This is a genomic window from Devosia insulae DS-56 (assembly GCF_000970465.2).
Taxonomy (GTDB): domain Bacteria; phylum Pseudomonadota; class Alphaproteobacteria; order Rhizobiales; family Devosiaceae; genus Devosia_A; species Devosia_A insulae.
The window spans coordinates 1-11,806 of sequence record NZ_LAJE02000027.1; the positions used below are offsets into that span (position 1 = coordinate 1).

At 67.3% G+C, this 11,806-nt stretch carries 6 protein-coding genes; 1 reads left to right on the forward strand and 5 read right to left on the reverse strand.

Going from position 1 to position 11,806, the window contains the following annotated elements; all coding sequences use genetic code 11:
• Window positions 1-65: 65 nt before the first annotated feature.
• Both VW23_RS01050 and VW23_RS01055 read right to left on the reverse strand, forming a co-directional pair.
• Window positions 66-842, reverse strand: a complete 777-nt coding sequence (locus tag VW23_RS01050; protein WP_069907747.1) for a hypothetical protein — start codon at window positions 840-842, stop codon at window positions 66-68.
• A gap of 7 nt (window positions 843-849) precedes the next feature.
• Window positions 850-2,091, reverse strand: a complete 1,242-nt coding sequence (locus VW23_RS01055) for an alpha/beta hydrolase (RefSeq protein ID WP_069907748.1) — start codon at window positions 2,089-2,091, stop codon at window positions 850-852.
• A 357-nt stretch (window positions 2,092-2,448) separates the two neighbouring features.
• Here VW23_RS01055 and VW23_RS01060 point away from each other — a divergent pair, with 357 nt between their 5' ends.
• Window positions 2,449-4,485, forward strand: coding sequence for a lysozyme family protein (locus VW23_RS01060; RefSeq protein WP_069907749.1), 2,037 nt, complete (start codon window positions 2,449-2,451; stop codon window positions 4,483-4,485).
• 438 nt (window positions 4,486-4,923) lie between these two features.
• Here VW23_RS01060 and VW23_RS01065 read toward each other — a convergent pair whose 3' ends face one another.
• The 3 genes from VW23_RS01065 to VW23_RS01075 are packed head-to-tail and all read right to left on the reverse strand — an operon-like array spanning window position 4,924 to window position 11,539.
• Window positions 4,924-6,228 (reverse strand): S8 family peptidase, encoded by a 1,305-nt coding sequence (locus tag VW23_RS01065; RefSeq protein WP_084645409.1) that lies wholly within the window; start codon window positions 6,226-6,228, stop codon window positions 4,924-4,926.
• Between the two features lie 59 nt (window positions 6,229-6,287).
• Window positions 6,288-9,245, reverse strand: a complete 2,958-nt coding sequence (locus VW23_RS01070; protein ID WP_069907750.1) for a peptidoglycan-binding protein — start codon at window positions 9,243-9,245, stop codon at window positions 6,288-6,290.
• Complete coding sequence (locus VW23_RS01075; protein ID WP_069907751.1) at window positions 9,242-11,539, reverse strand: hypothetical protein; 2,298 nt, start codon at window positions 11,537-11,539, stop codon at window positions 9,242-9,244. The genes VW23_RS01070 and VW23_RS01075 overlap by 4 nt, the downstream gene beginning before the upstream one ends.
• Between the last annotated feature and the right edge of the window lie 267 nt (window positions 11,540-11,806).

Here is an 11,806-nt window from a genome sequence, read left to right on the forward strand (position 1 = left end):
TGAGAGTTCAGTGCACAAAGTCATATGCGATTGCCCTGCGGCCACGGGCGACGCCGCCCCCCGCCCTAAATCTCGATCGAAGTAATACTGCCGACGATGCGGTCGCCGACTTTGGCGAAGATCAGGTCGCGGACGGCGCGCAGCACGTTTTCATCGATTACGAGGTCGGCGTACGAACTGCGCAGCTTGGCGCTGGTGCCGGCGAGCTTGAAGAACAGGATCTGCGTGGCGCTGGCGGAGGCTTCGACGCGATAGGCGGCGAAGTTGAGGCGGGGCTGCTTACCCGGGCCGCCATCGACGTAGCTGATCTGGAACAGGGTGGCTTCGGCGTGCTGGCTGGCGCTGTCGAAGATGGTGAAGAAAGGCTGGTCCTTCTCCATGTTCTTCAGCCCGTTGAGCACGCTCAGGATAATCGATGCCGCTGCGGCGCCGGGCCCGAGGGCGGCGGTCAGCACGCCGATGATCTCGGAGTGCACCTTGGCGCCGTTGCCGGAGACCGATTTCAGCGAGGTCTCGTTCTTTTCGATCAGCCAGCCGCACTTCTTCAGCACCGCGACATAGCAGTTGTACCAGTTGAGCTCGTCGAGATTGGGGTGGGTCTCGACAAAGCGATCGGAAGCCAGCTGCGCGAGGAGGATGCAGTTGGCGATGGTGGAGCGCAGGTCCGCCGGCACGCCCTCGGAGAACTCGGCGATCTGCGAGCCGATGGTGATCACCTGCGGTACGCCCGGCTTGAAATCGGGAACGGCCGGCAGTTCGGCGGCGGCCGCCTCGATCTGGGTTTCGGCCGGCAGTTCGAGCGCCGAAATCTCGGCGCGGATCTGGTCGAGAGACTGTGTCATCGTTCCATTACTCCGCGATGAGGTGGCGCAACGCCCAGGCGGTGAAGCCGGTGGTGATGTCGCCATGGCCATTGATCCGGTCGGCCGAGCCATCGAGCGCCACTAGCTTCAACCCCGTGAGGTCGCCGAAAGTATCCCCCGGGCCGGGGATCGGGCTCAGCAGCTTTTCGCCGGCGCCGCGCGGGCCATAGCCACCCATGGCGGCGTAGCGGCTGGGCGGCTCGCCGGCAGCGGCGGTAATTTCGGCTTCGCCGAGATCTTCCCGGCGGCGCAGCGCCAGGTGGAACACGTCGTGCAGCGGCATGTCCTTCTTGCTGTAGGTGGTGAAGATCTGCCCGGAAACCTGGTCGAGCGCCGGGCGATAGCCGCCCGGCCCTTGCCGGCCGGGAACGCTGGCCGCCATGGCGAGGTGCGACAAAGCCGGTTGCATCAGCAGCATCGAGCTCACCGGACGGCTGAGCGGCGCGCCGACGCAAATCGCCGACAGCATGACCTTGCAGCCGAACGAGTGGCCGAGCAGCCGCACCTTGGCGGTGCTGGCGCCGAGGATCTGGCGCAGCAGGATGCTGACGCCGCGGGCGCCGACGGCGCCGGAGCGATCCTTCATCTGGTAGAGCGACAGCATGCGGACGATGTCGCGCGGGTCGAACCCGCCATCGCCGCCCAGCACCCCGGCTTCGGGCAGGCCGGTCACCGGATCGAAATTGGTTGGCGCGGCACCACGATTCACGTCACCCAGCTGTTTGGCGGCGTCAAGCAGCGCCTCGGCATCGACTTCGGCCTCGGTGTCGACCTCGTCTTCTGCCGTGGCGACCGATGGCAGCAACAGTTCGATGAGCTCGAGCGCCTGCTCGCGGCTCAGCGCGCTGGAATTGGTCAGTTCGTAGAGCCGCTGCCGTTCCGGATCGGCCAGCGGCGCCGCGGCTGCGGCCAGAACGATGTCCTCGACGTCTTCGGCGACGCTTTCGAGCTTGGGGCCGGCATCGGCAGCGAACCAGGCGCTGGGCCAGGTGATGCCGACAAAAATGGGGTTGAACCCGGCCACCGGATGGTTGGTGCATACCGTCTTGAACGCCGCGAGAAAATCGCGATAGAGCGCCACGGCGCCGGAAAAGTCGGTGTTCCAGCCATGCGAGAACAACAGGATGTCGGAGTAGGGCTGGCTCTTCAGATGGTCGACCAGCTGCCGGGCGGTGACCGGGGAGGTGCATTGTCCGCGCTCATCGAAGCGGATGACGAAAGTCGGCATCGTTGCGTCGTCAATTGGAAAAGCACCGGTCGGCGGAACTTGCGGCACGACATCCTCCTCACCCGACAAGCAGCCGGCGCTTTGAACTAAACTGCGACGTAAATACAACCGGATATCTGTGAATACGGCATAACGATGGCGTCACGTTGCTTGCGACGGACAGCAATCAATCTATGCTTGAGAGTTTTTCCTTGCAAGTCGTTGACAACGTCGGCCGCCTGATTGTTTACTTGGGTGAAAAATTGCGGCCATATAAACTATTGAGCGAGCTGCCGCCGGTCGGTTGACCGGGCGATTGTCTATGAACCAACGACATTGACGAAGATGTAAACCAGAGCATTCCCAGGGAGGACGGCGATGAACGACACAGTGTCTGCAGCGGCGCTCGGTACCTCGGAGGGGCACTTCGAGGAGTTCGAGGCACTCCTTGCCTATCGCGAACGCGAACTCGAAGAAGTGGAGCTGGAAAATCTTGCTCCGGAAGCCTCGGTCCTCGCGACCGCTCCCTCAGCCGAAGCGATCGCCGCCGCGGCGCGCGTCTCGGCGGCGGCGTTCAAGCTGATCGTCGACTATGAAACCGGCGGACGGGCGTTCTACGACACTGTCATCAAGAAGCGGCCGATCTGGCCCAAGGGGTCATCCGGCATCACCATCGGGTTCGGCTATGACCTGGGCTATGTCACCCTCGATGAGTACCAGCGCGATTGGGCAACACTGATCGCCGGGCTGTCGACCAGCCAGCGCAGTGCGCTGCAAGCCTGCGTCGGCTTTCACAGCGGCAAGGATTCCGAGGCCAAGCTCAAGGCTCTGCTGCAGACGGTGCTCGATATCACCGTCCCCTGGGAGATGGCCGAGGTCGAGTTCAAGGCGCAGACGCTGCCCAAGTTTTCGCTGCTGACGCAGAGCGCTCTGCCCAATACCGACCGGCTGAGCGGCGATTGCTTCGGAACGCTGGTGTCGCTGACCTTCAATCGCGGCGCCTCGTATTCGAAGGCGCATAACCCCGCCACCGACTCCAAGGACCGCTTCCGGGAGATGCGCGCCATCAAGGCTGCAATGGCGGCGCAGAACTTTGCCGATATCCCCAAGCAGCTCAAAGCCATGATCCGCATCTGGGTGGGGACGTCGATCGCCGAGGGCATGAAGCGCCGCCGCAACGATGAAGCGGCGCTGTTCCTGACCGGGCTGGCGGGGGGGCCGACCATCAGTTCCGAAGCATCGATGCTCGAGGCGGGCGTCGCGGCCGCCGACGCCGCGTTGCCGCCCGAGGCGGAGAGCACCACCGGCAAGACCGACGAGGATTTCTGGACCGAGACCGGTGAGGACGAGCTGGCGGCAGCGGCTGCCGAAGGGTTTATGATCGGGGTCGCCGGGGTCGGCGCCACCTGGGCGAGCGACGAGGTGCAGCCCGATTATGCGCATCTTGGCGGCAATCTGACCCAGGGCGTGCCGTTCGAGCTTACTGCCGACGACCTGGCGCTCCTGGCGCGGCTCAATGACTTCAATGTCGATGCGCTGGGCAACGGCGCACCGATCCTGTTCGGGCTGCGCGGGGCAGGGGTGGTGAAGGACCATGCCAGCGGCGGCATCGTGCTGATGGACCAGCGCCCGGACCATGTGGTGCCGCGCTGCACCATCGGGGTGTGGCACCGGGCCGAGGGCAAGCTGTCGGTTTTTCCCGGCTCGACCGTGCCGAACCAGGCGGCGGTAGCCAAGTTCAAGGCCGATGGCTCGGCCGGGAACCTGCTCGCGACCGGGCTCTACAACTATGTCTGCGGCCCGCACATCACCTCGCGCGAGACGCCGGGGTGCTTCCTGTTGCGCAACCCGGATATGTCCAAACGCGTGGTGGTGGTGCGGCGCTCGAAAAACGACCTCACCTATGACAAGACCGATGTGGTCGATCGCTGCGCGCCGGGCGACAATATCCATCCGGCGTTCTTCAGCAATGCCTCGGGGTTCAGTTCGCTCGGCTGCCAGACGGTGACCGGCACCTTCAAGGATGGCGTGCATTCCGGCCCCTGGGCGGCCTTCCGGAAGGCGGCGGGGCTGACCGACAAGGATGGCGAGCCCGGCAAGCGCTATCTCTATATGCTGCTCACCGGGGCCGAGGCCCGCATCGCCTCACGGCTGCGCCTCGATGGCCTTGCCGCCGATCCGATCGCTGCCCGCCGGCTGCGGCGGATCCGCTTCGGCTCCAGCAGCGAAGCCGCCAAGCGCCTGCAGGGGAAACTCAACCTCAGCGATCCCGACGGCGCCATGGGCCCACTCAGCACCGAAACCCTGCACAAAGCCCAGGCCGGCATGGCCGGGGCCAGGGGCTCGGACGGGATTTTCACGCCGGATATGGATGCGGCGCTGGGCTGGCAGGTGTTTGGGGCGTTGGGGATTTAGGCAGTTCGCAGCGCTGAGTTAAATCACCGCGTTGGCGGCTCTGTCCCTTCTCCCCTCCAAGGGGGCGCAATAGCGCCTCCCGAGGGAGAAGGTGCCCGAAGGGCGGTTGAGGGGTGAAGCGGCGCCATACGCGCTCGCTGAGAAGCTGAACCCCTCACCCTAGTTACGCTACGGACCTGACGGTCCTAGCTGCACTACCCTCTCCCCTCAGGGGAGAGGGGGATGGAACCCACGGACTTTGGCAGGTTCTCTCCACCGGCTGTCATCCCAGCGAAAGCGAAGCGAAAGCTGGGACCCAACTATCCGCTGGTGTGGGCGGCGACGACGGACGAGGGCACAGCCCTCGCCGTGGGGGGCCCAGCTTTCGCTGGGATGACACCGAGTTGGGGCGGTTGCGGTGGATCGGACCGCTCGCACTTGCAGTCGTCGCGGCTTCGATCAAGGCGCCGGCGCTGTCGCTACGCCGCTGCCGCGGTCGGCGAGGGTGGTGCGGGGGGTGAAGCTGCCGGGCCGGGCGTTGGCGGTGATTCTGGCGCGCACGCCGGAGCCGCTGGCCCGGCCCATATTGGCCGGCAGCCATTGCCACCACAGCGCGGCGAGGCCGGCGACATGCGGGCAGGCCATGCTGGTGCCGTTCATCGAGACGAGGCCGCCGCCGGGCTTCGCCGAGACAATGCCGACCCCGGGGGCACAGAGCACCGGGTTGGTGTTGGAGAAGTTGGCGATATCGAACAGGCCGCCTGCCGCCTGCGACACGGCGCCGACCGAGATGATATCGCGCGACGAGGCGGCGGGGAGGCTGGTGTCGATGACGAAGTTGGGATCGGTCTGCCGCATGCTCTCGTTGCCGGAGGCGGCGACCACCACCATGCCCTGGCTGGCCGGGTTTTCCAGCATCAGGAAGGTCAAGAGCGCGTCGAACATCGCAAGGTTCTCGCGATAGGCCTTCAGGGCGATCGAGGTGGCGAGCCGCTGCGGCCGCCCGCCCAGCTGCAATTGTTCCTGCATCGCCGGAAAATCGAAACCGAGCGACATCGACACGACGTTGGCGCCCTGGGCCCCGGCCCAATGCAGGGCCTTGAGCACGGCGGTGGTCGAACCCCGGCCGCGGTCGTCGAGCACCTTGCCGACAATGGCGTTGGTGACGCCCCGCGCCACCCCGATCCGCACGCCATCGACGTCGCGCCCGAAGATCGTGCCGGCGCAGTGGGTGCCGTGGCCATGCTTGTCGGCAAAGCTGCCGCTGCCGGTAAAATCCTGTCCGACGATGTTGACGCCGGCAAAGGCTGCGTGGGCGGCATCGATGCCGGTGTCGAGCACCGCCACGGTTACGCCTTGCCCGGTCATCTTCGAGATATCGGCCCCCACTCCGGCAACGCCCCACGAGGCCTTGGCGGCCATCGCCTGTGCCAAGGGGTCGGCGGCGGCGTCAGCGCCGATATCGGCGGCCGACAGCGGCTGGATCAGTTCGACCGGCATCACCGGGGCGATCATGGCGTCGGGGTCACGTGCCGCGTCCTGGGCCTGGGCTTCGCTGAGGGTGGTCGATTCCAGCGTCAGCGCTCCCGTCACCGGCTCCTCGGCAACAGCGGCTTCGAGGGCGCCACCCATCATCCCCTCCAGCTCGTTGGATTCGGGTATGGGAGCCGCCGCCCGGTCGCGCAGGCTGCCGATGCCGCCGCTGCGGCCGCGTAGACCGGAATCGGTTTTGAGGCTCAATACGAAGTAGTCGAGGTCGGCCATGATCGTCTCCCTTGGGTTTGCTTGACAGTGTCGTCCTCGTCGAAATCGGTGGTGATCGGTCAGTTCAGAGCAACCGGCGCCGCCTCGTTGAGCAGTGTCGGGTCGGGCAGTCCGGTTGGCGGGCGCCCGCGCTCGATCTGCCTGCGGGCAATCGCGGCGCGCGTGGCAAGGCCGAGCACGCCATCGATCGGCACCGGGCCATAGCCCGCGTCTTCGAGGAATTGCTGCACCCCCGGGTCGATGCTGCCCGGCTGATCGGCCAACAGGGTCGGCTGCAGCCGGTCGGGGCGCCGGCCGATCGGGGTGGTCACCAATGGCACGGCGCCGATCTGGCGCGCCCGGGGGAGGTCGGTGATCTGCACCACGCCATCGAGGCTGGCCGATGCCAGCAGCCTGCCGTCGGCGGAGAGCAGCATGCGCTGGACGAGGCTCCCATGCCCGGCAATGCCGATGCGATGGAGCCCCGGCAGGTCGATGAGATAGATGCCCCCGGCGCTGTCGGCGACGACGACGAAGCTGCCATCGGGCGCCAGTTCGGCGGCGATGGCGGTGAGATCGGGAGCGAGATTGGTGGCGAGCGGCAGGGCCTCGGCCTGGTCATGGAGACTCCAGACGTGCAGCTTGCCGTCGATGTCGCGAACGAGCAGCGTCGAGCCGTCAGCCGAGAGTTTCAAGCCGTCCTTAGCGAGGCGGGGCGGCGGGACGACCACGGTGTTGTCCGGCTGCTCGACATAGATGTCGATGCCACCACCAGCCGAGGTCACGGCGATGATCGACGCATCGGGGGAGGCGGCCCAGGTGGTGAAGCCGGGTGAGACTATCGAACCGAGCTCGGTGCGTGTCGTTGTATCGTAGACGACGAGTTCATCGGCACCGCGGCGGGCGACGACCCGCTGGCCATTGGCGGTCAGTTTACCCTCCGACAACTGCTCGCTGACGGCGATGTTCCGCATCGTCGATACCTGGCGCAGACGGATGCCGTAGGTCGAAACCATTCTGCCGAGGTCCAGCAGCACGAGCTGGCGGCCGTTGGGGCTGTAGCGCGCCTGCGTGTCGAGGGTCACCGCGCCGTCATCGCCGCCGGGGTCGGCTGGGGTTTGCGTGGTGGCCAGCAGGACACCGCTATCGGCGCGGTAAATGGCAGCCGAGATGCCTCTCAGCCCGACCGCCAGTTGGGTGCCACTGGGATTGAAGGCCACCGAACGAGCCTCAGCCGGGAGGCTAAGGGCGAGTTCAGCATCGTCTCGGAGGCCCGCGATGGCCGCGCTGCCGTCGGCGCGGACGATGGCAATGCGGTCGCCGGTCGGGCTGAGCGCGATGTCGCGTGGGGTATCCGCGACTGGGATGCTTCGGAGGGGCGCGCGGATGATGCCTTCATAGGTGATCACGGCGCGGGTCTCGGGGTCGTAGCCGGCGCTCCAGCGTCCATCCGGCGTCGCGGCAAAGGGAGGCATCAATCGTTCGGCACCCGCTGGGAGCGATGCAAATTCGATCGAGGGCGCAGCGAGCATCGAGAGGCTGGTTTCGCTCGAGAACAGCAGGGCGTCGCCATGGTTCTCGGTCTCGAGTTGAACGGTCAGCACCAGCAGGGTGAGTTGTTCCTGCAACGCCCAGGTGCTGCCGCGCGACATGACGGGGCGGCTCAACGCCGGGGGCTCGAGGGCGCGGGATGGCGCGGGTTTTTCTGGCCACCAGGCCTCGATCGCGCCGTTCTCCGCTGCGGTGACGAGGCTCGGCATGTCCAGAGCGGGCGCGGATGCCACGGAGATCGCGGTGATGGGAGAGCCCTGCGTGCCCAGTTGCCGCAGATACGAGGCGGGGTTGGTGCCGGACATCTGTACTGATGCGTTTATCTCGTAGAGGGGACCGCTGCCGTCACCGGCATAGACCATGTCAGTGCCGGGCTGCCGCGCCAGCACCCGCACATCCTCGAGCGTGCCGACTTCGCTGGCTCGGGCCGGCATGCCATCGGCGAGCGTCCATTGCGCCAGCCGGATGGTGTCGGTGGGCTGGGCGATCTCCACCGCCTGCTTGGTGCTGCTCTCGCTCTCGGGCACCGTGGTGACGCGTTCGCCAGCGATGATCGAGGTCCCGGAAATCGCGAACAGCCCGCGCTCACCCACTACGGTGCCGCCGCCCACTGTCAATTCTACACGCCGCGTCCCGGCAAAGGCCGCGCCGGACAAGAGTTTCCGGCTTTCATGGCGCTGGTTTTCTTCGATGACATCGGCGGCAATCTCAGGCGTGGTGCAGGCGGTGTCGTTGGGGTTGGCGTTGCGTGGCACCAGGCCCTCGGCGCAGCCGGCGGCAACGTTGCGCCCGGCTTCAGCCTCGGCCCGGTCGGCCAGCGCCTGGTCGCGCACTTCCGGCAGCACGCAGATGAGATCGTCGACCGTGGCTTCGCGCCAGACATAGCCGCTGCGACAGGTCTCGTTGCCGAAGCCACTTGCCTGACCGAGCGAGCCGCCTGGCGTCGTCGTCAATTGCTCGGGCTCCAGGGTGACGAGGAGGGTAGAGCCATCCGCCGCCGCCTCGATGTCGGCGATCGGTACACCGAGGCGGGCTCGGGTGTTGAGGGTGCCCTGCGGGTCAAGCGTGAACTGGGCTCCGGACTGGGTTCCGATAACCAGGACCTGGTCGGGGCTGTCGCTCCACCGAAGCGCGGTCACCAGATCTGCGCCGCCGTCGGGGCCGGTGAGGGTGATCTCCACCCGCTGCTGAACGGCGCCGACATAGGACGCGGCGAAGAACCCCAGCGCAGCCGGCACGATGAGGATCGCGGCAGCCGCCAGCGCCACCGGCCGCGGGATGGCTGCGACCGCCTGCTGGCTTGCCTGAAAGCGCGCGCCGAACTCTGCACCGAAGCGGTCGAGCCAGCCGCGTTCGGGGGGCTCCGGCTCGCTCTCGGGTACCGGCTTGCCCTTGGGCGTGGCGGCCTTCTTGGCGCTGCCAGCGACCTCGGGGTCGAACGTCCCGCTTGGCCCCTGGTCGGACGGTGTCTGGGGTGCCGTGCTCATGCCGTCGCCTCCCGAACCGTGCCGGTCGCAACCGGCCGCCGGAAGAACCACAGGCCGCTGCAAACGCCACCGATCACCGCCGTCGCGACGACGTAGAGGACGAGCGGCAGCCAGTGGCCGATCGGCTGCGGCGCCGGACCGGGCGCGGGGACGAGGAAGAAGGCGACGAGGCACCAGATCAGCCCGGCGCCGAGCAGCATCAGGCGCAGTTGCTGGGCCCTCATGGCCACATCGCGGAAGATCGCCGAGAAGGCGCCGCCCTTGATCACCGGATCGACTTCGGAGCGATCGCGGAACAACAGGTCCGCCATCACCGCGTCCGCCGGGATTTCGACCCCCATCGCCTGCTGGCGCCAGATCGGCAGTTGCGCCTCGTGCGGCAGGTCGGCGAAATCGGTGTGGCTGGCGCCATTGAGCATGTCGTCGATCGCCGCGCGGACACGGACGCGCTGCGGGGCGGTCAGCGCCGCAAACAGGGCGCGTCGCAGCCAGGGCGGCATCCGGCCGGTGCGGAACCAGGGCAGCACGCAGAGCTGGGCCAGCCGCGGCTCGGTATAGAGCGGCTCGCGCACCGGCCCCCGCTCCACCACGATGCGGAGCCCCAGATAGACGGTGATGGCAAAGCGCAATTGCGGATAGGCGGCGCAGGCAGCGAGCCAGGTAAAGCCGAGCGGCCCCAGCCAGGCGCGCAACTCGTCCACCAGTTCGGCCTGGAAATCGTCGGGCGGTTCCGCGTCGGAGGTCAGCATCGGGTCAGCAAGCCGAATGCTGCGCGGCCGGTCGGCCGCGGCAGCCCGGCCGCCCAGCAGCCGCTCGGCGGCCTCGACCCAGGAGAGCAGCCGCGCGATGCTGGCGCGGTCGGCGCCCTCGGCCAGATCGGTCTGCTCCAGCCGCGTCGCTTCCGGCGGGAGTTTCGGGTGCTCGCCGAAGGCGAGGGCGAGATCGCCGAAACTCTCCGGACCAGCCCGGCCGATGATCGCCCCGAGCGCCTCGCTGAGGTTCATCTCGCGCTCGCCCCATTCGGCCACCGGCACCGGGGTCAGCAGCATGCGGTTGGGCCAGGTCGCGAGTTCCTCGGCAACGAAGGGCAGGGGCCGGTTGGTAAAGTAGTCCACCAGTTCGGCGCCATCGGTGACCAGCACCAGCCGCGCCTCGGCCATGAGTTCGCGCACTGCGCGGAGATCCAGCACGGTGTCGGTGGCGGCCGCGGGGCGGCCGATGGCGCTCGGATAGAGGGTGCGCGGATCGGGGGCATAGTCGTAGACGGTGATGCTGAGCCCGCCGCGGCGCAGGCTGTCGATCAGCCGGCCAACCCGCTCATACTCATGATCGTTGTCGCGCAGCCGCGGCACGAGGAACAGGAAGTCGGAGGTGCGGCGCCTCAGGCGTGGCACCAGCGTCAGATAGCCGCCATTGCGGATGGTGGAGCGGATGCTCGCCGCGGCATGGATGCGGCGAGCGAGCCCCGGCTCGCGCCAGGAAATCTGGCGGGTGAGCTTTCGCGCCGGCCGCGGATCGGTCAGCGTCAGGGTTTCGGCCGGCAGGCGCGTCGCGATGCCGGTGGTGCCGGCCTCCGGATTGGTCAGCTGCGCCCGGAAGGCCGAGAGCTGGGTGAGCTGGGCCCAGGCGCCGATGCCGAGCATCGGCAGGAAGGCCAGCCATTTCAGCCAATCCGGCCAGCTCGGCGCCGGCTGGATGGCTGGCGCCTCGGGCTCCGACGCCTGATCGCCGCCGATGTCGAAGGCGGTGACATTGTCCCTCAGGATCTGGTCTTCGGTGGCGCTGCGATCGAGCGCCGGCCGGTCGATGCCATAGGGATCGCCGCGCTCGAGCGCATCGAACGTCGCGGCGTAGCGGGTCAGCGCGTAGGCGCCGCTGCGGTCGCGCGGAATGGCCCGGTCGGGCGGCAGCGGCCAATCCTCCAGCATGGCGGCGAGAAACAGGCCTGGATCCTCGATCACCGCGGATTCTGCGGCATAGACCCGGGCCAGTTCGATCGGGGTGATGCTGCCCTGCTGCTCGGCGGCGGCGGTGAGCGTCACCTCGAGCGCGGCCCGATAGCCGCGGCCGGCCTCATCGAGCGGGGCATCTTCTACGCCGGCGCTGGTGTCGATCTGAACGGTGCTGTCGTCGCGCGGCGGCTCGACCGCTTGCAGTGTCGCGGGCGGCGGCTCGCTGACAATGATGCCGGCGTCCCGATTGACGAACCACCACCCAAAGCCCAGGGCAATCAGCACCACCGCAGCCGCACCGACGATCCTCGCGTCACGCAGCGCGGCGCGGGCATACTCCATGACGAGGGGCGGCAGGCTCGTCCACCATGGCTCGGCCGGCGGGGGCTGCCACGGGCCGGGCCCGGGGCAGCCCCCGCCTGCCGAGCCCTCACCTGTCTCTTATACACATCTCCCACCCCCCGAGACAGGCAGAAAACCCGTATGCCGGCGTCTTCTTGGAAAAAAAAAAATGATCATAACAACCCTCACTCCACCGCCTTACACACTCTACATTCTTACCACCCCAGTCACCCACCTCATGACTCACCATTCAGCCTGTTACTTTCT

Bases quoted from the DNA above. Each gene is read 5' to 3' on its own strand.
- VW23_RS01060 (WP_069907749.1), top strand. From the start codon at position 2,449: ATGAACGACACAGTGTCTGCAGCGGCGCTCGGTACCTCGGAGGGGCAC.
- VW23_RS01050 (WP_069907747.1), bottom strand. From the start codon at position 842: ATGACACAGTCTCTCGACCAGATCCGCGCCGAGATTTCGGCGCTCGAA.
- VW23_RS01055 (WP_069907748.1), bottom strand. From the start codon at position 2,091: ATGCCGACTTTCGTCATCCGCTTCGATGAGCGCGGACAATGCACCTCC.
- VW23_RS01065 (WP_084645409.1), bottom strand. From the start codon at position 6,228: ATGGCCGACCTCGACTACTTCGTATTGAGCCTCAAAACCGATTCCGGT.
- VW23_RS01075 (WP_069907751.1), bottom strand. From the start codon at position 11,539: ATGGAGTATGCCCGCGCCGCGCTGCGTGACGCGAGGATCGTCGGTGCG.
- VW23_RS01070 (WP_069907750.1), bottom strand. From the start codon at position 9,245: ATGAGCACGGCACCCCAGACACCGTCCGACCAGGGGCCAAGCGGGACG.